Raw genomic sequence first — 26,084 nt, 5'->3', positions numbered from 1 at the left:
GCCCGGAAGGGGGAAACGCCCCCCTCCGGGCCCGCGGCGTATTATTTCGTTAAGGCTGAAGGACGGCGGCGCCGTAGCGTGACGGGTCTTTGCCGTCCGCAATGCCGCTGTACCACTCGACCCAGTGGCGGTCACGCGCTTCGTCGCGGTCGTTGAAGAGGACGCTGATTCCGAGCGGCATCTGCGCCGCGGGTTTGACATTCAGGCTCTTCCACGGCACGGCGAACCGGTAAACCGTCTGATTTCCCTCGCGGCGGTTCCGGGCGATCAGGCCCGGAACCGGGGCATTCAGCGGCATTTCATTCAAATTCATGCTGGCCCATACCCACGAATTCGGCGCTTCGCCTCCGGCGTTGATGCCGAATTCGGCATAAGCGGTCTCCTGAATGCCGTCGTTGTTCGGGCGGATCATGAACTTCTGCGGGACGCTGACGCCGATCTGAAGCCCGTCCGCATCCCAGATCGAGGCGCCCGGCCGGGTCTTGAAGACCGCGTCGGCCTGGTCGATCGCAAAGTAGAGATACGTGTCGTCATAGGCGAGGCGCAGCGTTCCCTCCGGCCGGTCGAAGTCGCCGCGCACGGCATGGCGGCTCGGGGTTCCGTCGGCGATCGCATAGCAGCCGCCCGCGGGCCACGCCTCGACCGGCTGGTCGAGCGCGTTGTCGAAGCGCGGAATCGAAACCGGCACGAGCCCGTCCGGCAGCGCCTGGGTCCAGCTGCGGCCGTCCGGCAGCGTGAAACGCGCCTCGTATTTCGCCTTGCGGCCGGAGCGGGTCAGCAGGAGCGGCAGCGTCCCGGTTTCTCCGGCGCGGATTCGTGCAATGGCAAGCACACGTTCGCCGTCTTCGAGGATTTCGAGCACGGCGCTGCTGCTTCTGCCGTCGTTGGCTGCCGCGCGGAATGCGACGGCGGGACCGCCGTCCACCGGAACGGCGCGGAGCTCTTCGAGCGTCATCGGCGGGACGATTTCAAGCGCTTTCTGCCAGATGTAGCGGCTGCGGCCGTCGGATTCCAGGCGGAAGAAGAGGTCGTACCTCCCCGGGGCAAGCCCGATTTCGGGGTTGACGGTCACCTGCCAGTTCCGGCCCGAGCCGGTGACGGCAGGCGTGCCGAATTCTCCGGCCGGAACGCGCAGCTTCACATTGCCGGCGGCCAGCTCCTCGGGCAGCGTGACCTTCACAGTCACCGGAGTTCCGGCGCTGCCGGTCGGGTTTTCGGGCTCGAATGCAGCCGTGAAACGGTCGGTGTTGAAGGAGTCGAGATCGCCGCCTTCGATATAGACCGGCGCCTCGGTGAGCGTCAGGGCAAGAATACCGTCTTTCAGCGGAACGATGCTGCGTTTGCCGCACACCTCGGTGACGGCGGCTTCGGGCAGGTTCAGCGGCAGCTGGAGCTTCGCGGGGTCCGGCGTCAGCGAATAGGCTGCGAGCAGGACCTTTCCGCGCTTGTTGAACAGAAGAACCCGCACCTGGCGGCTGATATTCAGCTCCCGCAGGAATTCCGCGTCATAGGTCATGCGCGAAACGGTCGCCCATGCCGCGAAACCGGGTTTCGGCTCGCGGACCTTCGAATCCTTCGGATGCCCGCGCAGCAGGCCGAAGTCAAGTTCGCGGCGGCTGGTCGCCTCATTCCAGAGCCCGATGTGCCAGACGCAGGCCTGCAGCCCCGGAATCTGGCGGTTCAGCAGCACGACGCGGGCGAGGTAGGCGGCCTGCTGGAGTTCGGTGACTTCGCCCCCCGGCTTGGTCGAGTAGCCGATTTCGCTGATGTACATCGGGATGCGCCGTCCGGCGATGCCGGAGATGTCGCGGTCGAGCCGGTTCAGGACATCGACGTAGCCGGAAGCGTCCGGGCTCTGTGCGCCCGGAATGTACGGGTGCAGCATCAGCGCGTCGATGTATTTGTCGATGCCGTAGTTGCGGTAGTAGCCGACATACTGGTTGTATTGGTTCGCATTCATCGGGTTGATGCAGATTCCGGCGACGGGACGGCCCGGATCGTGTTTGCGGACGACCTCGCTCTCCATGCGGATGATGTCCATGACGTCCTTCATGGTGCCGTGGAAGTTTTCGCCGACCATCGGTTCGTTCTGGGTCTCCCATACATCGACCAGGCCGCGGCGCGAGACGATCTCCTTCGTGAGTTTCGCCCGCTGCTCTTCGAGTTCCGCCGCGGTGTACGGCACCATCTTCTTGAACGGGTGCATGACGTTCATGCAGCGGATGATTTTGACCGGCTCGCGGGCGGCGAGTTTATCCGCGCCGGGAGGTTCCGCTGCGGCGTCCGGTTTCTGGAAGAAGGTAAAAAAAAGTTGCCGGTCCCATTTGGCCCCGGCAATCCGGCGAAGCTCCGGAGTCAACCCGCCCCAGACGCCGAAGGCGGGGTGCGGCGTCGAATAGTAGTCTCCCGGCAGCGGCGTCGTCACCATCAGCGAGGTCTCCGCCGATTTTACGGTTTTGCCGTTCTCGACGACCTCGGCGCGGAGGGCGTAGTAGTCGGGGCCGGGGAGCGTGACGGCGAGCTTCGGTTCGCCGGGCTTCCCCTCCGTGGCGAACAGCCGGCGGCCGAAGGCGTCGGTCCCGGTCACCCGGAGCTGTCCTTTGCCGACCTCCGCACGGACCGTAAATGCCGGGACGGATTCATAAATGCGCACCGGGTCCGGCAGTTCGAAGCGGATCGCCCCCGCGGGGGCCTCCGCGCCGCCGGTTTCGTCTCCGGCGGCGGCCGGTTCGGTCGTGAGCCGCAGGTTGTCGAGCAGCAGCTGCGCGGGCGTGTCTCCCTGCTTCACATTCCAGTAGAACAGGATGTTTTTGACCGCGCGCCCCATCGCCTCCGGCGGGAACGGGCCGATCTTCAGCGTGAAATTCTGCCATTTGTCGGTCAGTGCGACCGGCGTTTTGAGTGCGGCTTTCTGCGCGCCGACGCCGGGGAAGAAGGCGATCGGTTTGTCGCCCTGCATCATCGCGCTCACCGTGAGCAGCGGGCCGCCCTCCGGCACGGTCGAACGCGCGTCGAACGAGATCACGTAGACCTGACCGGGCTGGTATTTCGTCCCCTGCGTCACGTTGACCGTCGCTCCGGCCGGCGGGTCGATGCGGAGACTCTGTCTGCCGTCGCTGGCATCCTCCTTTTCGATTTTGACCGCGGCGGCGCGGTTGATCCAGTATCCGCCGGTCCCCTGTTCGAAAGAGCCGTTTTTCAGCAGCCCGGAGCCTTGGGCCGCCGGTTTCGCGCCACCCTTTTCCGGCACGCTCTGCGGGGTGCTCTGCGGAGCGGCGGCTTCGGCCGTGATTCTGATGTTGTCGAGGAAGAGGCGGGAACCGGGTTCGCCCGGTTTCACATTCCAGTAGAGCATGAGCTTTTTGACCGTTTTGCCCTGCACTGTGGCGGGGACCGGTCCGATTTTTTGCGTGAAGGTCTGCCATTTGTCGGTGACTGCCGCCGGTGTGGCGAGCGCTTTCTTCTGCTCGGCGGAGCCCTCGAAAAAGGCGATCGGCTTGTCGCCCTGCAGCATGGCGGCCATGGTCAGCTGCGGCCCGTTCGCCGGAACGCCGGCCCGTGCATCGAACGAGACCACGTAAACCGTATCCGGAACAAGTTTCACTCCTTGCACGACGCTGGTGGTTCCGGTCTCCGGCGGCGTGATCGCAATGCACTGCATGCCGTCGGTCGAGTCGGTCGAATCGACGCGGACGGCGGCCGGGCGGTTGATCCAGTAACCGCCGGTCCCCTGTTCGAAGGAACCGTTCTGAAAGGCAACCTCGGCGGCTGCGGCTGTCGCCGCCAGCGCGAAGAGAATGGGTGTGATAAAACGGGTCTGAGGCATGGAGTCTCCTTGTTTACAGGTTGTTGGTCTTTATTGAATCAAGAATGAAATATTCCTGGATGCGGGGATAAATCGTCAGAAAAGAGCCCTCATCCACCTTGCGCGTGCTGCCGTCGGAAAATACCATGCTGCACCGGCGGTTGTGACGCAGCGTCGCGTTGTGGTTGGTCCCGTTGTTCCAGCTGATCATCGGGGTCGGGAGCAGCTCGGGAGCCCACCAGCCCTTGCCGATACTGTCCCCGGCCAGCCAGGTGTTGGAGGCGCTTTTGTTTTTTCTGATCTTGTAAAGGTTATTGTAAATGATGATGCTTTCGTCACGGGTCTGCTGCTCCATGTCGCGGTTGATTCCATAGGTGTGAATCGCGGAGTAATCGTTGGAAAACTTTTTGTTCTGCGGGAACGAAGGGCAGTAAAACACATTGCTTTCCGGCACGTAACGGCCGTCGCAGAGAGCATTGCTCCAGTAATAGACCGCACCGTCTTTTTTCCCCATGCCTGCCGGAATCATGCCGTGATAGTCTCCGGCGTACTGGGTCAGGGACAGTCCGATCTGCTTGAGATTGCTCAGGCAATTGGTCGCCTTGGCATTTTCACGCGCTTTCGTCAGGGCGGGCAACAGCATCGAAGCGAGAATCGCGATGATCGCGATGACAACCAGAAGTTCAATCAGGGTAAAGTTCTCCGATCTCTTGCGCATCATCTCGTTCCTTCCGTTTATGAACACCCGGGAAACCGTTGGGATCGTCGCACAATGAATTGCCGGCGCCGCGGCCCGCCGGCCCGCGACGCCCTGTTCCGAGATTTCAGTACGTTGCAAACTCTCCTTGTTCGTTCCGTTCCGGTCTTCCGGGCGGGCCTGCAGCCGTGCAGCTCCGCCCGAGACTCCGAACATTCAGGATTTACATGGTGTCAGAGGCTGTAAGGCGGCAGCTGCATGACGGCGATCATGTCGTCCAGGTACCACGCTTCGAACTGCGGGTGGACCTTGTGCATATCCCCGGCCCCGAGGGAACGGGCGCTGCCGTCGACGAAGCCGAAGTTGGCGCGCCGGCTGTGCCGCAGCGCGGCCCGCCCTTCGCCGCCGGAGTTCCAGCTCAGGTTCGCGCAGGTCTGGCCGAGGGCGACGGAGGTTTCGTTCTTGGCGCGGAGGCTGTCGCCGACCAGCCAGGTGATCGAAGCGGCCTGGCGGCGCCCCTTGAGGACGTTACGGTAGAAGCCGCTGGCCGTCGCTCTTCCGGAAGCCGAACCGTCCCGCTCGACGTCGCGGTTCAGCCCGTAGGTGTAGAGGGCGTCGGAGTTATTTTTGTACGGACGCTTGATCTTCTGTTCGGGGCAGAGAACGACGTCGCTCTCCGGCAGATATTTGCCGTCGACCATGAGGTTCGACCAATAATAGGTGCCTCTCAAATGAGGACGGGTAAGCATTCCGTTGTAGTCCTGCGCATACATGACGCAGGCGGTGGCGACCTGCTTCAGGTTGCTGAGGCACTGAGAGGATTTGGCCCGCCCGCGGGCCTGGTTCAGCGCCGGCAGGAGCATCGAAGCGAGGATCGCGATGATCGCAATCACCACCAGGAGTTCGATCAGCGTGAACCGCGTGGATTTGCGCAGACTCATAATGTACAGTATGTTAGACGACTTCTGCATGTTTCTCATGGTACCGTTCTCCCGTAATTTGAAATTTATGGTTACTGAGCCTCAAAACAACTTGACATATTGTACATTATACGAACCGACTCCGCTCTCTCTCCCGACCTGAAACCCGCAGCTGTTCTTTTTCATCGTCCTTCTCCTTATTATGAATTGACTGGTCAGAGTGCACATCCGCAGGATTGGCGATAGACCGGGTTCGCCGGCACCAGCAGCTCGCGGCACGGCCCGGTTTCGTTGCCGGTGATCCGCTCCATGAGCAGCCGGGCGGCGGTCTGCCCGATCAGGCCCGCGTGCTGGTCGACGGTGGTCAGCGCCGGCCGCAGCTTTTCACAAATCGGCAGATTGCCGAACCCCGTAATCGCCAGCTCTTCGGGAACCCGGATGCCGAGATCGAAGGCGGCGTTGAGTGCATCGTTGGCGAGATAGTCGTTGAAGCAGACGAGCGCGTCGGGGCGCTCTTCCGCCGACAGCAGCTTGCGGATCTCCTCGTAACTGCTTTTGGAATCGGTGACTTTGCAGAGAAAACGCGCATCCACCGGCATGTTGTGCCGGAACATCGCATCAAGAAAACCGGTGCGCCGCTCTTCGCCGGAGCTGACCTCCGTGAAGATGACCGAGCCGATTCTGCGCCGCCCGGCCGCAATCAGCCGTTCGACGAGGGCGGCCGCGCCTCCGCGGTTGTCGCTGCCGACATAGTCGAAATCCGACCCTCTCCAGACCTGGTCGATCAGGACGACCGGATTGTGGAACGAATGCAGCTGCGCGATGTGCGACGGCGAGGGCGGACACTCCATCGGCAGGAGCAGCAGCCCGTCGACGCGGCGGCGGACGAAGCGGCTCAGGAGGTCGATGTCGTCCTTCACCAGCCGGTCCCAGCAGATCACATAGGAATCATAGCCGTAATCGTGAAGCGTCTTATGGATTCCGTCCATGACCGCGCCGGTGAACATGCACTGGAAATTATTGCAGGCGATGCCGATGCTGCGGCTTTTGCCGGTCTGCATGCATTCGACCATCGCGTTCGGCTGGTAACCGTATTTGCGGGCGACCTCGGCGACACGTTCCCGGGTGGCCTGCTTGATGCCGGCATGACCGCGCAGCGCCTTCGACACCGTCGATTCGGTGACGCCGCAGATTTTGCCGATTTCCTTCATTGAGATCATTGAAAAGCCTTCCGTTTCTGTCATCGTTGCTATAATTATACCAAAAACAAATCGTTTTGTCAAGTACTTGAAATTTTTTTCTTCCAATTTCTTTTTTGTTCGGATGAATTCATAAGCGTCTGGTATTCAATAAAAAATCTTGAAGGCATACAATTTTGAGAAACGTATTTTCAATTGTCATTCAAGTACTTGAATTATTTCGGCGCGAAATGAACCCGGCCGGCCGCTTTCCGGAATTGCGATTTGCCGGAAATGCGGCTCCCGGGACGTGCGACGGGTTGCGGAAATCGATTGCGGTCCCGCCTGTTTCCATCGTTGCGGCCCGGCGGCGGAGCGTGGCGGGAATTTTATCATATAAGCAATCCGAAATATTACCGCCCTGCACAACCGTCTGGCGTATCGACGAATTCTACTTTGCCGCCCGGGGGGCTCTCCTCGGCAAACATGAAAATATATGCCTTTTCTCTGTTTTTTCGCGGATTTCATTTGACAAAACGCGAAACAGGCTCTCTATTTAATGATGGAGCGACAAAGCGGCATGGAAAGAATTGAGGGAGTAATGGTTCTTTCGATCCGCGTCCGGAGGAGAGCGTTCCGTCTGTCCGCCCTCTTCCCCCCGACAGGATTTGTGCCGTCGCATTTGAATGGACCCGAAGTTGTTAGTGGAGTAATACTTCGAAGCCCTCCATATCAAAAAAAGAAGAGGAAGCGAAAATGTGGAAAGCATCCATCCGATTCGCGCTGACCGTGCCGGCACTGTTTCTGTCCGCCGGCGCGCTGTGCGGCGCCGACGAGCCCGGAGTCCAGAAGCTGCGTTTCGTCCAGGACGACGCCCAGGACTACATGGTGTCGAAGATCTATACGCTCAAATACACCCAGGCCAATGATCTCATGCCCTGGGTCGCGAGCATGATCAAGCGGTACAACATGAATTCATCGGTCAGCTGCATCGAATTCGGTCCGCAGAACGAACAGTTTCTGACCGTCACCTGTCCGGTCGGCATGATGCCGTACGTCGATGCCTTCGTCGCCATTGCCGACCGGGATGTGAAGGTCGACGGCAGGACGCCGGGCGACGTCATCCGGGGAACCGGCATCACCCGCGCGGTCTACCGGCCGAAGTTCCGTTCCGGCCAGACGCTCGTCAACGTGATCGTGAACGCGGTCATCAACGAAGGCCCCTACGGCTCCGTTTACGGCTGGGATCAGAATTCAAACCAGATTTACTGGAAGGACAATGCGTCGAATTCGGAGTTCATCTATCAGTTCCTCGATTTTCTCGACCGTCCGCCGCCGCAGATCAATCTGACCTTCAACGTTTATGAAGTCCGCGAAAGCTCGCTGCGCGACATCGGCATCGAATATCTCGCCTGGAAGAACGGTCCGGGGCTGAACATCTTCCAGGCCGGATTCGACGCGTTCGGCATCACTTCGGGCGGAACTGCGGCGATTCAGGCCGCCTCCGGGCCGCTCGGCGGATTCTTTTTCGCGCCGCAGTTCGATGCGAGCTTCATCCGGGTCCTTCAGCAGAACGGCAAGGCGACTTTGCAGAACACCTCGAACCTGACCGTGTCGAATTCCGACACGCAGAGCTATGAGATCATGTTCAATCCGCAGCTGCAGAACATCGTCAAAACCAACAACGACCAGACCAGCGTCGGAGCGAGTTCGGTCGCGCAGGACGGGCTCAACCAGATTTACATGAAAATCATCAAGCCGATCGCCTGCCTGCACAGCGGGGAGGAGATTGATTTTTCGATTCCGTCATATCGGCCCGGCCAGTACGACGGCGTCCCCGGCACGCTCTTCTTCGGATATGATGTGCAGGCCGCGAATGTGGTCGAGCGCAACAATTACGGTACCGAGCTCGTCGAGACCACTCAGCTTCAGGGCAACAGCACGATCGATCTCTATCAGGAGAAAATCCTCGCCTCGTGGGACAAGGAGGAGGAGGTCGAGCAGACCATCGGCGTCCCGTTCCTGTCGGAGATTCCGGTCCTCAAGTACTTTTTCGGAACGACGACCACGAGTGTGGAGAAAACCCATGTCTATCTGACCGTGACGGCTGAAATTCTGAACACCAGCCCGAACCGGGAAAAGAGCGGCGTGCTGCAGAGGCTGAAGTGAGGTGGCCATCATGAATATGAAATACATTGTTATCCTTTCCGCTCTCGGATTCGCACTTCCGGTCCTTCGGGCCGCGGAAACCCCGGCGCCGCCGCGCGACTCGAATTTCGGCAATACCGACGCTTACGGGAACACCCGGGTTGAAGTCCATCTTCAGGTTCCGGTCAAAGACGAGGCGAAAGTCGTCCATTTCGTCCGCGACAACAACGATCCGCGCGTCGTGACCAAGGCGTATCTGCTGAAACACGTCGACGCCTATGAAATCCGTGACTACCTCCGCCAGATGGTTCAGTCGAAGCGGGTCGGCAATACGAGCCTGCAGCAGATTTTCCCGATGAACACGACCGCGCTGCCGTATGCGGCCACGACGAGTTCGGCCGAGCTTACGACGCCGGCAACCGCTCAGCCCGGCTACAATCCGCCGCTGCAGCTCGGCAGCAACACGGCCGTCGAATGCCTGAAATACGCGGACGGCACCGGGCTGCTGATCATCAGCGCCGAAGAGTACCGGTTCAAGAACCATGAAAACGGCATGGGGTTCGACTCCCTCGTCGAGTTCCTCGACAAGCCGACCATGGGGGAGAATCTCGGAACGCAGACTTTCTTCTATATTCCGAAATTCGTCCCCGCGCGGAACCTCATGCCGATGATCGAGAACGTCGGCATGAACGTGACTGACGTAACCGAAATCTGGCAGGGGCAGGATCTCGTCGCCTACGATCCGGATCTGAACTGGCTCGTTTTCGATGTGACGAACTATTCGCAGCCGAACATCGAAAAAATGCTGGCCGAGTACGACGTGCCGATTCCGGAGGTCCGGCTCAAGATCACCGTTTACGAGCTCTACCATGAAAACGACGACAAGATCGGCCTCGATTTCCAGGCCTGGAAAAACAATCAGGGCGCGGATTTTTTCAGCGTCGGCGGCCGTTACCGCGACAACTGGGCGGCGACCTACGGCGGCGCCATGGGGCAGACCGGCTCCGAGCGCACGAGCTTCTACAACTTCAACCCGAAATGGAATTCGCGTTATCTTGATTTCCTGACCAGCAAGGGCCATGCGAAGGTGACTTATACCGGAGAGCTCTGCATCCGCAACAACACTCCGGCGCTGCTTGACCGCAAGACGCAGATCTTCTACGTCGATACTTCGAAGCCGGCCGGCGATGCGACGGCCTTTCCGGATATGGGAGTCGGCCCCTACGAGCTTCTTTCGAAGCTGATCGGCCGCGAGATCGCGGACAATGACCTTCCGGTCGGCAAGGGCAACCGGCAGGAGGTCGAAAAATTCACCGGATTCGGTTTTACGATGAAAGTCGAGAACGCATCGGTCAACCTGGCCGAGACCCGCTTCACGATTTCGCTCACGAATTCGAGCCTGATCGGTTTCGAATCGAACGGCACACCCCGCATTTCGAGCAACAGTGTGGTCTCGCAGGATGTGAGTCTGCCGTACGGCAGGGACAGTTTTGTCATCGGCGGACTCAGGAAGCAGGAGGAAGTCAAATCCGAATCCGGCATTCCGATCCTGAAATCGATTCCGTGGATCGGCTATTTGTTTTCGACCAAATCGACTTCGATCAAGCACTCCGAGCTCGTCGTGCTCGGGGAATGTGAATGGGCCGCCCCGATGGACAAGCCGCAGCAGCCGGCCAAGAGCAAATCGCAGACCACACCGTGACGGAGGCGTGCGAAAACACGGCGAAGCCGCCGGAAAACGGCGGCCGGCCGACATGTTTTCCGCCGAAGCAGGGATAAAACGGGACAAAGCCTTCTGGAGAAATGGGCTTTACCTAAAACAAGGAGGAGTAAAAAATGGCAGATTCAAACGACAACAAAAAGCTCGGCGTGATTTCGCTGGCGGCACTCGTGGTTTCGGCCATGATCGGCGGCGGCATCTTCAGCCTGCCGCAGAACATGGCCCAGAGCGCAGCGCTCGCGGCGGTGGTCATCGCCTGGGTGATCACCGGAATCGGAATGTTCTTCATCGCCAATACGTTCCGGACGCTTGCGGATGCGCGTCCGGATGCGACCACCGGCATTTACGCCTACGCCCGGCTCGGCTTCGGCCGCTTTGCCGGGTTTCAGATGGCGTGGGCCTACTGGCTCTGCAACATCTTCGGCAACGTCGGTTTCGCCGTGCTGCTGATGGATGCGTTCAATTTCTTTTTCCCGGGAACCTTCACCGGAGGCAACAACCTCTGGTCGATCGTCGGCGGTTCGATCGTGATCTGGGGCATGAACTTCGCGGTTCTGGCCGGCATGAAGCAGGCGGCCTTCATCAACACGGTCGGAACGATCTGCAAACTCGTGCCGATCGCGGTTTTCATCATCGTCCTGCTTTTCGCGTTCCGCTGGGTCTTCTTCTCGACAGACGTGCTCGGCAACCAGACCATCCCGGAACACGGCATCAAGCCGCTCGGCTCGCTGTTCGATCAGATCAAATCCACCATGCCGGTCACGCTGTGGGCCTTCATCGGCATCGAGGGAGCCGTCGTGGTTTCGGGACGCGCCAAAAGCCAGAGCGCAGTCGGCAAGGCGACCGTTCTCGGTTTTCTGGTCTGTCTCGGCATCTACGCCCTGCTGTCGATCCTGCCGTTCGGCCGGATGTACCAGCCCGAACTCGCCGGACTGGCGAATCCTTCGACCGCGCCTCTGCTGCAGGACGTGGTGCACGGCTCCTGGGGCGGCATTCTCATGAATCTCGGCGTGATCGTCGCGCTGCTGACCAGCTGGCTCGCCTTCACGATCATGATCGCCCAGATTCCGTATGCGGCGGCCATGGACGGAACCTTCCCGCGCATCTTCAAGAAGGAGAACGCCAAGGGGACGCCGAGCGTATCGCTCTTCGTCACGAGCGCCGTCATGCAGCTCACGATGATCGTCGTCTACTTCGCGAGCAATGCCTGGAACACGATGCTGACCATCACCTCGGTCATGATCCTGCCGCCGTATCTGGCCTGCACGCTCTATCTCTGGAAAATCTGTGCGAAGAAGCAGTATCCCGAGAAGATGCCGGTCAGCTACCGCTATGCGTTTCTCTGCGGCGTGGCCGGCTCGCTCTTCGCGCTCTGGATGATCTACTCGGCCGGACTCATGTACCTGATGTTCGCCTTCATCTTCCTGCTGATCGGCATTCCGTTCTACGTCTGGGCGCGCCGGAACGCGCTCGCGGACGACAGGACGGCGACCGACCGCCGCATCTTCACGCGGAACGAGGCGATCGGGGCGATCGTCATCACCGTGGTCGCCGTGATTTCGATCATCGTGATTGCCGTGAAGTCTCCGGCGGTTGACCGCACGTTCCACAAATGGGCTCACTGGTCCGAAACCGAGGTCAAAGCCGCGGTGGACGACATGAAGTGACCTGCGTCCGGCGGCACGCCCCGGGAAAAACGGGGCGTGCGTCCATAGGCGTGAATTCAAAAAGCTGATACGGATGATTATGCCTCTTCATAAGAGGCTTCTGGTCGGAGACGTCCGGCCGCGAAGCAATCCGCTCGCGCCGGAGGCGGAGCCCCCCGTGGACCTCACTTCGGGAAAGCTGCACGCTGCGTCTTTTCTGTCTGACGCATGGGAGGGGGCGCGGCCCCCTCTCTTTATTTACGGCCGGGCGCAGTCAGCTCCGCTTGCGGATTTTAGCGCGGGGATGGGCTTTGTTGTAGACGTTTTTCATGCGCTCGGCGCTGACGTGGGTGTAGATCTGGGTCGTGCTGAGATTCTGGTGGCCCAGCAGTTCCTGCACGCTGCGCAGGTCGGCGCCGTTGTCAAGCAGATGGGTCGCGAACGAATGGCGCAGCTTGTGCGGCGTGAAGTCGGGGGGCAGGCCGCCTTCGATGAGGTAGCTCTTCAGGTTCCGCTGGAACGAGCGGGCGGTCAGCCGTTCTCCGAAACGGTTCAGGAAGATCGGACTCTCCTGCTTCTGCCCCCAGCCGCGTTCGCGGCAGAGCCGGAAGTATTCGGTCAGGGCTTTGTTCGCCCAGCGGCCGATCATGGCGAAACGCTCTTTCTTCCCTTTGCCGCGCACTTTGGCGACGCCGGAAAGCTGATCGAGATCGCTGCGGTTGAGCCCGACCGCCTCGCTGATCCGGAGTCCGCCGGAGTAGATGACTTCGACCAGCGCAACGTCGCGCGCCGAAGCGAATTCGGCTCCCTCGGCGGTTTTGGCCACTCCGGTCTCGACCGCCTTCTTCCAGTAAGCCGGAATCGCGGCCAGGAGCTGATCGATCTGGCTGAGGTTCATCACCTTCGGCAGCGGACGCTCCACCTTGAGCGGCGGCATCCGGCTGAACGGATTCGAATCGAGCTGGCCCGTCTTTTGAAGGTAGCGGAAAAACGACCGCAGCGCGGAGAGTTTCCGCCGCTGCGATCGTTTGCAGTCTCCCGCCTCGAAAAGTTTCATCTGAAATGTGCGCGCCTGGTCGAAATCGACGCTTTTCCAGTTGTTGAAACGTTCGTCCGAATCCCGTACCAGCCTGGCGAACTCGATGATGTCGTGCACGTAAGCTTCGATCGTATGTTCGCTTGCGTTGCGTTCGCCGCGCAGATGCCGGATAAAACCGTTCAGGAGGGAGCCGATTTTCATTTCGCAGTTTTCAATTCGGCCGAACCGGCCTTGAAGGTTGCGAGCTCCTTGCCGTTGGCGTCATAGACGGTCAGGGTGTCCCCGCTGATGGAATAACGGCGGACCGCATTCATCGTTTCGAGGAATTTCGACTCATAGCCGAGATTCGGGCCCGCCATCAGCGTGGCGGCTCCGGGAGCGAACGAGAGTTCCCCCTTTTCCGGGTCGATGGTCGCCTGCGACGAGAAGCGGTTCACGCCGCCGTGGCCGAACACCTTGCCGGTTTCGTAGATCTCGAACCAGACCGGAGTCGGTTCGATGAGTTTCACGTCGCCCTGGTTGTCGAGCTTTTCCGGAACCCATACCGTGTTCTTGAGCGGTGCCGTGGCGCAGCCGCCGATCAGGATTGCCGCGCCGAGGGCGGCCAGAAAGCCGCCGGTTTTTTTGAACTTCATTTTCAGTCCTTTCACTGCTGTGTTACCACGGCCGGGAGGCCTGCGGGGCGGGGATTTTCCATTCACGCCGCCGCCGGAACCGCCCGGCCGGTTTGAATTGACGAATTGTACCCGGTCTGCATGACCGGAGCTTTCCGCCCGGCCGGCGTCCGATACCGGCGGCCGGGCGGAGAAGCGGCTGTTATTCCTTCTCTTTGGTCAGAGACTCCGGCCCGACGGTGAAGGTCGCCAGCAGATTGCCGCCTTTGTCGAAGACCTGAAGCGTCTCTTCCTTGATCTGATACGTGCGCGTCGCATTCAGCGCGTTCAGGAAAATCGCCTCGTAGGCGAGATTCGGACCGGCTTTCCGGGTTGTGGCCAGCGGCTCGAAGACAAGCTTGCCGTCTTCGGCGACTGCGGCGGTTCCGATGATCGTGTTGACGCCGCCGTTGCCGGTGACCTTGTTGTCGCTGCCGACCGAGAACCAGACCGGCTGATCCTGAACCAGGCCGACCGTGCCCTGGTTTTCAAGCTTGACCGGCGTCCAGACCGTCTCCTTCAGCGCCGCGTCGGAAGCGCAGCCTCCGGCCAGGATGAGAATTCCGACTGCCGCACTCAAAATGCCAGATTTCATGAATTTCATAACTCCACCTCTTCTTTTTTCCTCATTTGCAATACGACTTCGGGCGGGAACGGGGACGGGGAATTCCGTATTCCGGGCTCCCGCCGCCGCACGCTCTTCCTTTAAGTTTTTCATTTATCTGTCTGAAAAACATCTGGAGCGAAACGTGCCGGAAACTGATTTATTGATCGCTTTTCACCTCCTCTTCTCCATAACGGCTTTCCTCTATGCAACAAAGCGGCAATGCCGCCCGTCCCATCTAAGAAATAATATAGCAGGTCCGAAAGGTTTGTCAAGTTTCCGGCGGTGCCGGCCGCAACGGAACTGACCGGTCTTATGCCGGGCTAGCGGACGATGAGGCCGAACATCTTCGCCAGCTCGATGGCCTGTCCCGCGCCGACGACCGCGCCGCGCAATTCGGAGGCGGTCTCCGACAGGGTCAGCCCTTCGAGACGGCAGGTCGTGAAGTCGATTCCCCGCAGCGGCGTCCGGAAAAAATCGGTGCGGACAAAGACCGATTCGCGGAGCGCCGGCTCCCGGAACTCCGTCTCCGAAAATGACGCATCGGAGAAGTCGGAGGCGTCCAGACGGCATTTCACCATCCGGCAGCGGCCGAAATTCGCATAAGACATGCCGCAGCTGTCGAACCGTGTTTTTTCGAAACGGCTGCCGGTAAATGCCGTTCCCACTCCTTTGGCGCCGTGAAATATGCAGCCGATGAACCGCGCTTCCCCGAAGTCGCAGTTGCTGATGTCGGAATCCGCGAATGCCGCCGTATGGAAAGAGCAGCCATTGAACGAACATTTCGTGAACCGGCAGTTTTCGAACAGCACCCGGTCGAAATCGAGCCCGGAGAAATCGGCTTCGGCATACGAGCCCGACACCCGCAGGCAGCAGAGCTCGTCTCCTTCGCTTTGCGCCTTCGCTGCTTCCGCCGCCAGATTCCGTACCGGCCGCAGTCCCCGCCGGAACTGTTCCACATCGAACTTGTCGTTCATCCTCATCGCATACTTTCCGGAGAAGTTAAATGAATCATCGCTTTTTCCTGTTTCGTGACACTCTATCACGGAATTCGGAGAAATCAACCGAACCCGCCGGATTTTTCTTGCATTCCGTCTTCCGGAATGGTAGAATAAGACGGTGGGAAATATGACCGCGATTCACAGGAAATACGATCCGGGAGACCGCCGGAAAAGTCGGATGCGATATTTCCGGTTTTTCTGCTATGCTCTGTTTTTTCTCATCATGGCAATCGTCCTTTTCGGCCCGAAGTCATGCCGGCGGCGCATCTGGAATTTCAGCATCGGCCGCCTGTTTCAGTTTTCCGTTGCCGACCGGATCGGGGAATTCGGGCCGGCCGCTCTCGAACGGCTGCAGCTTCCCGGCAATCGGACACCGGATGCTTTGCGTCTCATCGCCCTCAAAGAGGAGAGGCTGCTTGAATTGCAGGGGAAATTTCTCCCTGACCGATCGTGGCGCCTGATTAAAGTCTATCCGATTCGGGCGGCAAGCGGTGTGGCCGGACCGAAATTGAAGGAGGGGGACGGACAGGTGCCGGAGGGGATTTACGAAATCGAATCGCTCCATCCGAACAGCCGGTTTCACGCGGCGCTGAAAATCGCTTATCCGAGCCGGGAGGATATCGAGGCGGCCGGGCGGGACGGACGCGCTTCCGGCTGTCTCGGTTCGGCCATCATGCTTCACGGTTTCGGCGGCTCCATCGGCTGCATTGCGGTCGCCGACCCCGATATCGAGGAAATTTTCACGCTGGCGGCGTCCTGCGGAACCGGGCGGGTCCGCATTCTGATCGCCCCGTTCGATTTCCGGCTCCGTCCCCTTCCTGTCCCCGTCCCCGGCGAGCCGGTCTGGCTGCCGGAACGTTACCGGCGGCTGAAACAGGAGATGATGAAACAGGAATAAACATTTGAAAATCGCATCATTTTTTTCTTTCCGGCTTGATTTACCGTTTCGCGGCGGCTATTGTTATACTCCATCGCACCGGAGTTGAATTGAAACCGGGGAAGCCTGTTTTGAAACGATTTGCCGTTCTTTTGTTTCTCGTGTTTTTTCCGGTGTTCCGGGCTGTCGCCGCACCGCCGGTCATCGTCGTCGAGCCGTTCATGGATCAGCTCGGCTACTGGTTCACTCACTGTTCGCTGTCGCTGCAGAGCCGGCTTTCCGCCGAGCTGCAGCGGCGTTATGACTGCGTGCTCCTCGGGCGGAACGTCGGCATCGCCCTCGGCGTCGAACGGACGCTGCCGGGCATGCATGCCCGGCTCAATGCCATGCCGGAGCCGGAGTGGCGGATCGGCGGGGCGAATGTTTCCGGGAAGAGGCTCTCTTCCGACGTTCAGGAGGGCAATACCGAGCTCGTGGTCGAAAACTTACGCACCGGCGAAGTGCATCGAGAAGTCATCGTCGAAACGGCCGGGAATTTCGACGAACCCGCCGTCCTCGCCGAACGGATCGGCGAACTTCTGAAGCTGGCGCCGCGTCCCGAAGCCGACGGCGCCGCGCGCGACCGCAGCGGCGAAGTCTGGGCCGTGCTGCCGATTCCGATTATGACCGCGGTCACGGAGATCGACAACCCGTCCGACACTTCGCTTTCGGGCATGGTCGAATGCGCCCTCCTGGCCGACGGCCGGCTGAAGGCCCTTGTCGAACGCGGCATCATCCTCAGGCTTCTCAGGGAGCAGAAACTTCTTTCTCTCGGCGCCCTCGACTCCGGCGGAGCGGCCGGAATCGGCCGGCTGCTCGGCGCGGACCGCATTGTGACCGGAGTCGTCACCGCCGCTCCGGACGGCGCCAGGCGGATCGATCTCCTGCTGGTCGACTGCGGCAGCGGCATCGTCTCCGCCGCAGCCACGGAGGTGGTCAAACCGGAATTTCTCGAAAAAAGCTGCGGAGAGCTCGCCCTGTCTCTGCTTGCGGCCGGGGAATCCGCCGCCGTCCCGGTCGCGGATACGCCGTGTACGGCCGGGCGTGAAGCGGACCGTCTGCTCGAGACGATCAGGGCCGAATCCTCTTTCATCCGCTACAACACCGGGCTGACGGCCCAGATCATCATGCAGGCCGAGAGCTATTATCTGCTGAAACATGAGGACGATGCGGCGGTTCTCACCCTGCTGGAGCTGCTGTATGATCGTCTTCTCGCCGGCCACTGCCGGGCCGACCGGTGCCGGTGGCGGGAGTGTTCCTATATCGTCCATCCTGATCTGATCAACGACCAGCAGGAGGAGGCGCTCTATTATTTTTCCTCCTTCGCCCTGGATTCTCTGCGGAAGCCGGAGCTGTATGCAAAACGAATCGCGCGGCTGCGTTTTCTGTTTTCGTTCTGCGCCATGCATGCGGCCGAGGCCCCTGAGCGTCTCGCCGCCTGGGAGAAGCTCGATCCTTCGAACAAAACGATTCCGCGCCATCGCGCGAAGCTGGCCGTCCTTCTGGGCGATCCGGTGAAAGGGGCCGGGCTCTATCTGGCGCTCGGCGACGAGACCAGCGCGGTTCTCGCCTACGGCATCGCCGGCGAGGAACGGCTTGCCTGGGAGACGGCGCGGCAAGCGAAGAATTTCCGCGCGCTCCGGAACTATCATGCGCTGCTGATGTTTCTCACGCTTGAAAGGAAGTTCGCTTCTCCGCAATCCGCGCTCGACTGGCTCGACCGGATTGCGGCGCAGGCGAAGCCGGGAGAGCGGGTTCATCTCGACAGAACGCCGGCAATCCGGCTGCACCGGGCGCTGCTGTACCGCGAAACCGGCCGGAAAGCCGAGGCGCTGCGGATTCTCGAAAAGCTCAGGGAGGAAGAGAGGAAACGGAGCCGGAGCGGAGGCGCGCTTTACAACCGGCTGTATGAAAATGACCGGAAGCTGCTGGAGCGGACGGTGGCGATTCTGCGCAAGTCCCTGCCCGGCCGGGTGCGGCAGGAGGAGACCGGGGTGAAAATGGCTCCCGTCCGGCAGTTCCTCGCTGTTTTTCCGGGGCGGAAAATCTATCTGCAGCCGCTGGGCGAGATTCCGGCAGAGACGCTCGACAGCGCCGCCGGACTGATCCGGAAGAAGCTCGGAATCGACTGCGTCGTCCGGCCCGCGCTGCCGCTGCCGCTCGAGGAGTCCTACGATCACGGCCGCCATCAGTTCGACTGCGACCGGATTCCCGGAGCGGTCCGGAACGCGGCGGGCGATTACCCGGAGGACGCTGTGCTTGTGCTTTACCTGCTGACCGACTCGATTTACTCCGGCAAGTCGCCGTCGCTGCGTTACGTCTATTACGGCTGCAGCCGTGAAGCCGGCGACTGCGGCGTCTTTTCGCGGTCGCGGGGAAGCGTCGGTTTTGATGCGGATATCGCCCATATCGCCGCACGGCTGATCTTCATCTTCTGCGCGCCGGAAAGCTACTGCTCAAACGTGCCGTGCATCATGACTTCGCTCGGCTGCGGCAACCTCCGCGAGCTCGATTTCGTGGTCTGCCCGCAATGCGAAAAGAAGCTGCGGCTGCTCGACCCGGCCGAGAGCAACAGGCCGCGCAAGGAACACCGCTCTCCCCGCGCCTTCCGAACGGGTGCGGAACAACCGTAAAATACGATTCAAGGATCATCGCCATGAAACAATACAGCGATACGGAGCTTCTCGCTCTCGCGGAGGAAAATCAGCAGAAAGCGCGCAGACTCGTCGCGGCAACCCGGATTGTCGAACTCTGGCGGGAGGCCGGGGCCGAGGTCAACCTGGTCGGTTCGCTGCGGACCGGACTCCTGATGACGCACCGCGATGTCGATTTCCACGTCTATACGCCGCATCCGTCGCCGCTGGACGGAATCGGCGTGATGGCCCGCCTCGCCGGGAGCGGCCGCCTTGCGAAATTCCGGTATGGGGATCTGATGGACACCGAAGAACGGTGTCTCGAATTTCACGCCTGGCTGCGCAGCGACGACGGAGAACTCTGGCAGTTCGACATGATTCACATCGAAAAGGGGTCGCATTTCGACGGCCATTTCGAGCGGGTTGCGGACCGGATCGGGGAGCTGCTGACGCCGGAGACCCGCCTCGCCGTCCTGCGGCTGAAATTCGAAACGCCGGAAACGGTCTCCATTCCCGGAATCGAATACTGCCGGGCTGTGCTCGACGGCGGCGTCCGCGATTACGGTTCCTTCGAAGAATACCGCCGCCGCAATACCGGCTCCCTGCTCGAGTGGATGCCGGGAAAGTGACGGCCGTCACATTTTTTCCCGCTTCCGGGAATTGACTTCCGCTGCCGGCCCGGCTATAATTTAGGAAACAGCAACGGGCGGAAAAATGAAAAAAGAACCGAATCCGAACGACGTGAGCCTGCGTGCGGTCGCCCGCAGGCTCGATATCAGCATCATGACGCTTTACCGCGTTCTCAACAATGTGCCGACCGTAAAGCCGGCCACCTGTCGCCGTGTGCTCGAGGAGTTGAACCGGTGCGGCTATTACGCGCACCGGCCGACCCGCCGCCGGCAGGCCGTGCTCGATTTTACGCAGCACTACTACCTCGAGGGGCTCGGGCTGCGGCTCCTGCACAGCCTGTCCGGTAAAAATTGCTCGTGCGTCTGCACCGACCACCGGCGGAATCCGGAACCGTTTTTCAACGCCGCGGCCGAAAGCGACGTGGCGGTCTTCTTTTCGATTCCGGACGACGAAATCATCCGGAAAACCCGCGAAGTCAACCCGAACATCTATACGGTCACGGTCACGACGCGCAGTTCGGCCGATGTGACCGTCACGGCGGACAATACGCGCGGCGGCGAACTCGCCGCCCGCCATCTGCACGCCGCCGGCCATCGGCACGTCGCGGTTCATCTGGCCGAGGAACAGCCGACCCGCCTGGAACGGTATAAGAGCTTCTACGCCGAGCTGAAGCTGCTCGACCCCGCCTGCCGGATTGATGTGATTGCGGAGGAGTCCGGCTCTTCGACTGCCGCGGCGTGCCGGAGTTATCTCGACGCCGTCGACGTCATGCCGACCGTGATCTTTTTCGTCGCCGGCGGCTATGCGCAGAGCTTCTGGGACGATGTGGTCCGGCCCGAGCCGGAGCGATTCGGGGAGCTCAGCATCATGAGCTACGACCGTCCGGAGGACCTTTTCGGCGGCGATGCGAAATTCCATCCGTTCGACCGGATCGAATTCGTTCCGCAGGATATTCTCGACTGGGTCGAATATTACGTCACGACCCGCCCGGTTCTCCAGACCCGCTCCCCCATCCACACCAACGTCGCCGTCCGCCTGGTCAGGGCCGGTTCGGTCAGGACGGTATCGCGGTGAGTTTCCGCCGGTCCGCGGGGGGAGGGGAGGCCGCCTTCCCCCGCTCCCGCGCTTCCGCCGGGGATTAAATTACGATATTCAGCAGACGCTTCGGGACGAAGATGACCTTCTTCACGGGTTTGCCGTTGAGCGCGGCCTGCACTTCCGGCGCGGCGAGCGCGATTTTCTCCGCCTGCTCCTGCGCGGCGTCGACCGGCATCATGAGGCGCGCCTTCGGCTTGCCGAGCACCTGAACCAGAATTTCGACTTCGTCGAGCTTCAGCACGGCCTCGTCCCATTCCGGCCACGGTTCGTAGGCCAGCGTGTTTTCGTGGCCGAGCTGCTGCCAGAGCTCTTCGCCGAGATGCGGCGCGAACGGCGACAGCAGAAGCACGAACTTTTCCGCCGCCTCGCGCGGCAGCTTGTCGAGCTTCGAGAACTCGTTCAGGAAGATCATGAGCTGGCTGATCGCGGTATTGAAGCCGAAGCTGTCCAGATCCTGCGAAACCTTCTTGATCGTCGCGTGCAGCAGCCGCTGCTGATCCTTCGTGCAGGGGACATCGACGATTTCGGCTTCCTGAAACATGCGGTGCGCCCGTTTCAGGAACCGGAAGACGCCCTCCACGCCCTTCGTGCTCCACGGCTTGGTCGCTTCGAGCGGCCCCATGAACATCTCGTACATGCGCATCGAATCGGCGCCGTATTCGCGGATCACGTCATCGGGATTGATGACGTTGCGCAGCGACTTCGACATTTTGGCCGGGAACTCGACCAGCGCTTCGCCGTCGCTCTTCCGGACCGGTCCCGCCGGCGTGAATTCGACCTGGTCGGTCGGAACCAGCGCGCCGCGTCTGTCCTTGTAGCTGACGCCGAGGATCATGCCCTGGTTGATCAGCTTCCGGAACGGCTCTTTGGTCGAAACCAGCCCGAGATCGAACAGCACCTTGTGCCAGAAACGGGCGTAAAGCAGATGCAGCACCGCGTGTTCGGCGCCGCCGACGTAGAGGTCGACCGGCATCCAGTATTTCTCCTTCGCCGGGTCCCACGCCTGTTCGGCGTTGTCGGGGTCGATATAGCGCAGGTAGTACCAGCACGAACCGGCCCACTGCGGCATGGTGTTCGTTTCGCGTTTTCCCCGGCGGCCGGTTTTCGGGTCGGTGTAGTTCAGCCAATCCTTCGCTTTCGAAAGCGGCGGCTCGCCGTCGCCGGCGGGCTTGAAATCCTCCATTTCGGGCAGGTCGACCGGCAGTTCGTCGGAATTCACCAGCTCGATCGAACCGTCCTCGTAGTGGATGATCGGGAACGGCTCGCCCCAGTAGCGCTGGCGGCTGAAGAGCCAGTCGCGCAGCTTGTATTTAACCGCTTCCCTGCCGAGTCCGCGCTCTTCGAGCCAGCGGGTCGCGGCGGGCTTCGATTCGGCGACCGAGAGGCCGTCGAGCTTCAACCCGTCGCCGTTCGACGAATGGATGAGTTTTCCTTCGCCGGTCCAGCACGCTTCGCCGCGGTGAACGGCTTCGACGTCGACGTTTTCGGCTTTCGCCGCTTCCGGATCGGGCTCAATGATGCAGACGACCGGAAGATTGAAGGTTCTGGCAAACTCGAAATCTCGCGTGTCGTGTGCCGGAACCGCCATGATCGCACCGGTTCCGTACGAAACCAGCACATAGTCGGCGATCCAGATCGGAATCTGCCGCCCGTCAACCGGGTTGGTCGCGTAAGCGCCGGTGAAGGCGCCGGTTTTCTCGCTGTTTTCGCCGGTGCGGGCGAGTTCGCTCTTCTTCGCGGCCGCCTCGCGGTACGCATCGACTTCGGCTTTGCGGTCCGGCGTGGTCAGCGCGTCGACGAGCGGATGCTCCGGAGCGAGAACCATGTAAGTCGCGCCGAAGAGCGTATCCGGGCGGGTCGTGTAAACCGTGACCGCTTCTCCGGCGGTGGTCATGAACTTCACCTCGGCGCCGGTGGATTTGCCGATCCAGTTGCGCTGCATCTCCTTGACGCCTTCCGGCCAGTCGAGTTCGTCGAGATCGTTCAGGAGCCGTTCGGCGTATTCGGTGATGCGCAGCATCCACTGCTTCATCGGGCGGCGGATCACCGGGTGGCTGCCGCGCTCGGAGAGGCCGTTGATGACCTCCTCGTTCGCCAGCACGGTCCCGAGCGCCGGGCACCAGTTCACCGGAATTTCATCGAGATAGGCGAGACCCTTCTTATGGAGCTGCGAAAAAATCCACTGCGTCCATTTGAAGTAGGCCGGACGGGTCGTATTGATTTCGCGGCTCCAATCGTACGAGAAGCCGAGCGCCTTGATCTGGCGGCGGAAGTTGTCCACGTTCTTTTCGGTTGTGATCTCCGGGTGCGTTCCGGTTTCGATCGCGTACTGCTCGGCCGGGAGACCGAACGCATCCCACCCCATCGGATGCAGGACGTTGAACCCCTTCATGCGGCGGTAGCGGCAGAGGATGTCGGTCGCGGTGTACCCTTCCGGATGGCCGACGTGGAGCCCCGCGCCGGACGGATACGGAAACATGTCGAGGCAGTAATATTTCGGTTTCGGGGAGAAATCGACCGCTTTGAAGGTCTGATTCTCCTCCCAGTACTTCTGCCACTTCTTTTCGATGGCCGAAAAATCGTATTCGCTTGCCATTTTCATCCCTTTGCCGTAATCGATGTTTCAAACAGACAATTTGCAATTAACATACACGCATTTCGGGCCGTTGTCCAACTTTCCCCCGAAAAATCCGGGAACGGAGAAGAGACGCCCTTCTCCGTTCCCGCAGCGCGCCCGGAAAAGCCGCCCCGCCGGCCGCATCAGGCGTTCTTCTTCGCCGCGATCTCCCGGAGCGCCGTCGCCAGCTGGTCCGGACACGAGGTCGGCTTGCCGCCGCAGCGGATGCCCTGCAGCCGGTCGATGAGCTCTTCCGGCGTCATCCCGGCGGCGAGCCGGCCGATTCCGGCCAGATTGCCGGGGCAGCCGCCGACGAACTGAACGCGTTTCACGCGTTCGCCGCGGTCGTCGAGCTCGATTTCAATCATGCGGCTGCAAACAAGATCGCTGGTCTGGAACTGATAGGTCATTTTAACTTTCCGCTTTTCACTGTTACCCGATAAATGATCCTGCGTTTCTGATTCGAAACGATTTTTTAACCGGTTTTCCGGCTTATTCGCAGAAAAATGCTGGATGATTCGGAAAATCGATGTATATTACCATAATATACGTGACATGTACCGGTTCGTCAACAACACGGCTATTGAAACCTATGGCAAAAGAGAAAAAAGAAAAAAGCAAGTTCAGAATTTACGCGGAATATTACCCGTTCTGCGTTCTTTACGGAATTCTCCACCTCCTTCCGCTGAAAGTCGGCTATGCGATCTGCACGTTCCTGTTCCGGCTGCTTTTCATCGCCGACCGCCGCCACCGGGTGCGCACCATTCAGCACCTCGTGCATGCCGGGCTTTTCGCCAACGAGGCGGAGGCGCGCAGATTCGCCAAAGTCACCTACCTCGAATTCGCCAAGCTGCTGGTTGAAATCGTCAAGATGAACCAGCTTTACTCCAGAGACAAGATCAGCATCGTCGGTTCGCCCGAGGCGATCGAGTATGCGGAGCCGGGTCCCGGGAAGGAGGTCGGCGGGCAGGTCATCATCGTCACGGCCCACTACGGCAACTGGGAGGTCGCCGGAACCGCCTATTCGGAACAGGCCAACCGGCCGATGACGTCGTTCATGCGGCCGTTCGGCAATCCGTTGATCGGCGAAATGATCCTGAACCACCGCGGCGGCGACCTGCACGACCTCGTCGACAAGCACGAGGGCATCCGCCCGATCCTGCGCGCCGCGGCCGCCGGGCGCAACATCACGATGCTGATCGACCAGCATGCCGCCGGAGCCGAGGGGGTCGACTGCGAGTTCTTCGGCCATCCGGCCCGGATTCATATGACTCCCGCGCTGCTGCACCTGAAAACCGGCATTCCGATTCTGCCGGAAATCACCCGCCGCAAACCGGGCAGCAACTTCGAATTCGAACTTGTGTTCGGCGACCTGATCCGCTACAAGCCGACCGGCGACAAACAGCGCGACATCCAGGTGGTCTGCCAGATGTGCGCGACCGCACTCGAAAAACTGATCATGGAGCAGCCGGAGCAGTGGCTCTGGGCGCCGCGGCACTGGCTCGACATCAATCGACGGCAGGCGGCTCAGTACAAAGACTGGACGCCGCCGGTCAAGCTGTTCTGAATCTCGTAATCGCGGGGCGGGCGCGCCGTTCCTCCGCGATGCGGTCCGTCACTTCCGGTTCCGCTGGGTTGCGCTCTGGATGAGCGGGCGTTTCCGCTCGACTTTGCCGGAGACGTCGTACCCGGCTTCCACATCGGCTTCGGTAAAGACGGCGAGCAGAATTTCGCCGTGGGCGCGGAGCCGGTCGTACTGGATGAAGATGCGGCCGTCCGGATGGACGAATCCGTCCGGGTACGAAATGCCATCGCGTTCGTCGAGCAGAAGCCCGCCGCGCCAGCTCTTCCCTTCGTCGGAGGAGAGGAAGGCGGTCAGGTGCGAACGTTCCCCCGCTGTGTCGTGACGGACCATGAGCCAGTTGCCGGAGGGCAGCCGCGTCGTGAAGAAGCGGGCGCTTGCGGTGCGCCATTCGCGGCGGAACGGCGTCCAGCTCCATCCGCCGTCGGCGGAGTGCGAGCTTACGATGCCGTGCTGGTCGCGGGCATACATGACCAGCGTGCCGTCCCGGCGTTCGAGGCAGATATTCTCATCGAAGCACGGATCGACCGACCGCTGTCTGCCGCGGAGCTCCCAGTTCCTGCCGTTGTCGGTGGAAACCAGCAGATTCGCGCCGCGCAGCGGGTCGAGCTCCGCATAAAGCGACGGATCGACGTCGTTCCACGGAAAGCGGCGGTCCACCCAGATTTGTTCGCGCCGCCAGAGCGAGACCGGCAGCGCCCATTCGCCGGTCGAAAGCACGGTCGGCTTGTTGAGCGCGCAGCCGTGCCAGAGGCGGAACGGTTTCCCCCATGCCGGATGTTCGTCGTCCGGATTGCCGCAGACCGCGGCCCAGACCCCGGCGCGGCCGTCGTAATAACCGACGCTCACCGAAAAGAACCACCAGAGACGGCCGGCCGGATCGCACCAGACGGTACCGACGAGGGCGGAAAGATGGTGGCCGTCCGGCGTGAAGCCGGGGTCGATCAGGTATTCGGGCTCGCTCCAGCTTTTCCCCTCATCGTCGCTGCGGGCGAGCAGCATGACCGTGTCGGGACCGTCATCTCTGCCGAACCAGGACAGATAGAATCTGCCGCCCGGCGTGCGCGCGATGCCGCTGCTCATGGTGTAGTCGTCGATTTCGGGATAATACTCGCGCGGCACCGGCGTGATGAGTTCGGGCGGACGCAGAGCGAGGTCGGCATTTTCGAGACAGATGCGGGTTTGTTCGTTCATGAC

At 60.8% G+C, this 26,084-nt stretch carries 18 protein-coding genes and 1 pseudogene; 8 read left to right on the top strand and 11 right to left on the bottom strand.

The annotated features are described in order from the left end of the window. Positions 1-49 precede the first annotated feature (49 nt). The 4 genes from FYJ85_RS03800 to FYJ85_RS03785 all read right to left on the bottom strand — a co-directional run bounded on the left by FYJ85_RS03800 (position 50) and on the right by FYJ85_RS03785 (position 6,642). Positions 50-3,826 (bottom strand): carbohydrate binding domain-containing protein, encoded by a 3,777-nt coding sequence (locus FYJ85_RS03800; protein ID WP_154417038.1) that lies wholly within the window; start codon positions 3,824-3,826, stop codon positions 50-52. A 13-nt stretch (positions 3,827-3,839) separates the two neighbouring features. After that, a complete protein-coding gene (locus tag FYJ85_RS03795; RefSeq protein ID WP_106055779.1) occupies positions 3,840-4,526 on the bottom strand; it encodes a type II secretion system protein in 687 nt (228 codons plus the stop codon). Positions 4,527-4,735: 209 nt separating this feature from the next. After that, the gene (locus FYJ85_RS22930; RefSeq protein WP_106054729.1) at positions 4,736-5,482 is read right to left on the bottom strand and encodes a prepilin-type N-terminal cleavage/methylation domain-containing protein; all 747 of its coding nucleotides are present in this window, start codon (positions 5,480-5,482) and stop codon (positions 4,736-4,738) included. A 155-nt stretch (positions 5,483-5,637) separates the two neighbouring features. Next, positions 5,638-6,642, bottom strand: coding sequence for a LacI family DNA-binding transcriptional regulator (locus FYJ85_RS03785; RefSeq protein ID WP_158704209.1), 1,005 nt, complete (start codon positions 6,640-6,642; stop codon positions 5,638-5,640). A gap of 714 nt (positions 6,643-7,356) precedes the next feature. Between FYJ85_RS03785 and FYJ85_RS03780 the strand changes: the two genes are divergently transcribed. The 3 genes and pseudogenes from FYJ85_RS03780 to FYJ85_RS03770 all read left to right on the top strand — a co-directional run. Then, positions 7,357-8,769 carry a type II secretion system protein D gene (locus FYJ85_RS03780; RefSeq protein ID WP_106054732.1) on the top strand — a complete coding sequence of 471 codons (1,413 nt, stop codon included), beginning with the start codon at positions 7,357-7,359 and terminating at the stop codon, positions 8,767-8,769. A 16-nt stretch (positions 8,770-8,785) separates the two neighbouring features. Continuing rightward, positions 8,786-10,450, top strand: coding sequence for a type II secretion system protein GspD (locus tag FYJ85_RS03775; RefSeq protein WP_158704210.1), 1,665 nt, complete (start codon positions 8,786-8,788; stop codon positions 10,448-10,450). Positions 10,451-10,584: 134 nt separating this feature from the next. Further along, a pseudogene (locus FYJ85_RS03770) lies at positions 10,585-12,045 on the top strand (basic amino acid/polyamine antiporter); the annotation flags it as partial. A gap of 343 nt (positions 12,046-12,388) precedes the next feature. Here the strand turns inward: FYJ85_RS03770 and FYJ85_RS03765 are convergent. The 4 genes from FYJ85_RS03765 to FYJ85_RS03750 form a co-directional block, all read right to left on the bottom strand. After that, positions 12,389-13,354, bottom strand: a complete 966-nt coding sequence (locus FYJ85_RS03765) for a tyrosine-type recombinase/integrase (RefSeq protein WP_106054735.1) — start codon at positions 13,352-13,354, stop codon at positions 12,389-12,391. Further along, the gene (locus FYJ85_RS03760; RefSeq protein WP_106054736.1) at positions 13,351-13,788 is read right to left on the bottom strand and encodes an META domain-containing protein; all 438 of its coding nucleotides are present in this window, start codon (positions 13,786-13,788) and stop codon (positions 13,351-13,353) included. The genes FYJ85_RS03765 and FYJ85_RS03760 overlap by 4 nt, the downstream gene beginning before the upstream one ends. Positions 13,789-13,969: 181 nt before the next feature. Next, positions 13,970-14,401: an META domain-containing protein gene (locus tag FYJ85_RS03755; RefSeq protein WP_206212954.1), complete on the bottom strand. Its 432-nt coding sequence runs from the start codon at positions 14,399-14,401 to the stop codon at positions 13,970-13,972. A 332-nt stretch (positions 14,402-14,733) separates the two neighbouring features. Beyond that, positions 14,734-15,393 (bottom strand): pentapeptide repeat-containing protein, encoded by a 660-nt coding sequence (locus FYJ85_RS03750; RefSeq protein WP_154417035.1) that lies wholly within the window; start codon positions 15,391-15,393, stop codon positions 14,734-14,736. Positions 15,394-15,589: 196 nt separating this feature from the next. On the opposite strand from FYJ85_RS03750, the gene FYJ85_RS03745 reads away from it, so the two are divergent. The 4 genes from FYJ85_RS03745 to FYJ85_RS03730 all read left to right on the top strand — a co-directional run bounded on the left by FYJ85_RS03745 (position 15,590) and on the right by FYJ85_RS03730 (position 20,664). After that, positions 15,590-16,309 carry a L,D-transpeptidase family protein gene (locus FYJ85_RS03745; RefSeq protein WP_206212953.1) on the top strand — a complete coding sequence of 240 codons (720 nt, stop codon included), beginning with the start codon at positions 15,590-15,592 and terminating at the stop codon, positions 16,307-16,309. Positions 16,310-16,419: 110 nt separating this feature from the next. Further along, positions 16,420-18,960 carry a hypothetical protein gene (locus FYJ85_RS03740; RefSeq protein WP_154417033.1) on the top strand — a complete coding sequence of 847 codons (2,541 nt, stop codon included), beginning with the start codon at positions 16,420-16,422 and terminating at the stop codon, positions 18,958-18,960. Positions 18,961-18,983: 23 nt separating this feature from the next. Further along, positions 18,984-19,589, top strand: coding sequence for a nucleotidyltransferase domain-containing protein (locus FYJ85_RS03735; RefSeq protein ID WP_106054741.1), 606 nt, complete (start codon positions 18,984-18,986; stop codon positions 19,587-19,589). An 85-nt stretch (positions 19,590-19,674) separates the two neighbouring features. Next, positions 19,675-20,664, top strand: coding sequence for a LacI family DNA-binding transcriptional regulator (locus FYJ85_RS03730; RefSeq protein ID WP_154417032.1), 990 nt, complete (start codon positions 19,675-19,677; stop codon positions 20,662-20,664). Positions 20,665-20,728: 64 nt separating this feature from the next. Here the strand turns inward: FYJ85_RS03730 and leuS are convergent, their stop codons facing one another. Both leuS and FYJ85_RS03720 read right to left on the bottom strand, forming a co-directional pair. Continuing rightward, entirely contained in the window at positions 20,729-23,284 is a 2,556-nt protein-coding gene (leuS, locus tag FYJ85_RS03725; RefSeq protein WP_154417031.1) for a leucine--tRNA ligase, read from the bottom strand. A 164-nt stretch (positions 23,285-23,448) separates the two neighbouring features. After that, positions 23,449-23,715 carry a TIGR03905 family TSCPD domain-containing protein gene (locus FYJ85_RS03720; protein WP_106054743.1) on the bottom strand — a complete coding sequence of 89 codons (267 nt, stop codon included), beginning with the start codon at positions 23,713-23,715 and terminating at the stop codon, positions 23,449-23,451. 182 nt (positions 23,716-23,897) lie between these two features. On the opposite strand from FYJ85_RS03720, the gene FYJ85_RS03715 reads away from it, so the two are divergent. Further along, positions 23,898-24,872 (top strand): lysophospholipid acyltransferase family protein, encoded by a 975-nt coding sequence (locus FYJ85_RS03715; RefSeq protein WP_206212952.1) that lies wholly within the window; start codon positions 23,898-23,900, stop codon positions 24,870-24,872. Between the two features lie 48 nt (positions 24,873-24,920). On the opposite strand, the gene FYJ85_RS03710 is transcribed toward FYJ85_RS03715, so the two are convergent. Then, positions 24,921-26,081: a sialidase family protein gene (locus FYJ85_RS03710; RefSeq protein WP_154417029.1), complete on the bottom strand. Its 1,161-nt coding sequence runs from the start codon at positions 26,079-26,081 to the stop codon at positions 24,921-24,923. Between the last annotated feature and the right edge of the window lie 3 nt (positions 26,082-26,084).

Source organism: Victivallis lenta (assembly GCF_009695545.1).
GTDB classification, from domain to species: domain Bacteria; phylum Verrucomicrobiota; class Lentisphaeria; order Victivallales; family Victivallaceae; genus Victivallis; species Victivallis lenta.
This window is presented reverse-complemented; position numbering and strand designations above follow the sequence as displayed.

What these genes read in the sequence shown, in the direction of transcription:
- FYJ85_RS03800 (WP_154417038.1), bottom strand. Translation starts at nt 3,826, where the DNA reads ATGCCTCAGACCCGTTTTATCACACCCATTCTCTTCGCGCTGGCGGCG.
- FYJ85_RS03795 (WP_106055779.1), bottom strand. Translation starts at nt 4,526, where the DNA reads ATGATGCGCAAGAGATCGGAGAACTTTACCCTGATTGAACTTCTGGTT.
- FYJ85_RS22930 (WP_106054729.1), bottom strand. Translation starts at nt 5,482, where the DNA reads ATGAGAAACATGCAGAAGTCGTCTAACATACTGTACATTATGAGTCTG.
- FYJ85_RS03785 (WP_158704209.1), bottom strand. Translation starts at nt 6,642, where the DNA reads ATGATCTCAATGAAGGAAATCGGCAAAATCTGCGGCGTCACCGAATCG.
- FYJ85_RS03780 (WP_106054732.1), top strand. Translation starts at nt 7,357, where the DNA reads ATGTGGAAAGCATCCATCCGATTCGCGCTGACCGTGCCGGCACTGTTT.
- FYJ85_RS03775 (WP_158704210.1), top strand. Translation starts at nt 8,786, where the DNA reads ATGAAATACATTGTTATCCTTTCCGCTCTCGGATTCGCACTTCCGGTC.
- FYJ85_RS03765 (WP_106054735.1), bottom strand. Translation starts at nt 13,354, where the DNA reads ATGAAAATCGGCTCCCTCCTGAACGGTTTTATCCGGCATCTGCGCGGC.
- FYJ85_RS03760 (WP_106054736.1), bottom strand. Translation starts at nt 13,788, where the DNA reads ATGAAGTTCAAAAAAACCGGCGGCTTTCTGGCCGCCCTCGGCGCGGCA.
- FYJ85_RS03755 (WP_206212954.1), bottom strand. Translation starts at nt 14,401, where the DNA reads ATGAAATCTGGCATTTTGAGTGCGGCAGTCGGAATTCTCATCCTGGCC.
- FYJ85_RS03750 (WP_154417035.1), bottom strand. Translation starts at nt 15,393, where the DNA reads ATGAGGATGAACGACAAGTTCGATGTGGAACAGTTCCGGCGGGGACTG.
- FYJ85_RS03745 (WP_206212953.1), top strand. Translation starts at nt 15,590, where the DNA reads ATGCGATATTTCCGGTTTTTCTGCTATGCTCTGTTTTTTCTCATCATG.
- FYJ85_RS03735 (WP_106054741.1), top strand. Translation starts at nt 18,984, where the DNA reads ATGAAACAATACAGCGATACGGAGCTTCTCGCTCTCGCGGAGGAAAAT.
- FYJ85_RS03730 (WP_154417032.1), top strand. Translation starts at nt 19,675, where the DNA reads ATGAAAAAAGAACCGAATCCGAACGACGTGAGCCTGCGTGCGGTCGCC.
- leuS (WP_154417031.1), bottom strand. Translation starts at nt 23,284, where the DNA reads ATGGCAAGCGAATACGATTTTTCGGCCATCGAAAAGAAGTGGCAGAAG.
- FYJ85_RS03720 (WP_106054743.1), bottom strand. Translation starts at nt 23,715, where the DNA reads ATGACCTATCAGTTCCAGACCAGCGATCTTGTTTGCAGCCGCATGATT.
- FYJ85_RS03715 (WP_206212952.1), top strand. Translation starts at nt 23,898, where the DNA reads ATGGCAAAAGAGAAAAAAGAAAAAAGCAAGTTCAGAATTTACGCGGAA.
- FYJ85_RS03710 (WP_154417029.1), bottom strand. Translation starts at nt 26,081, where the DNA reads ATGAACGAACAAACCCGCATCTGTCTCGAAAATGCCGACCTCGCTCTG.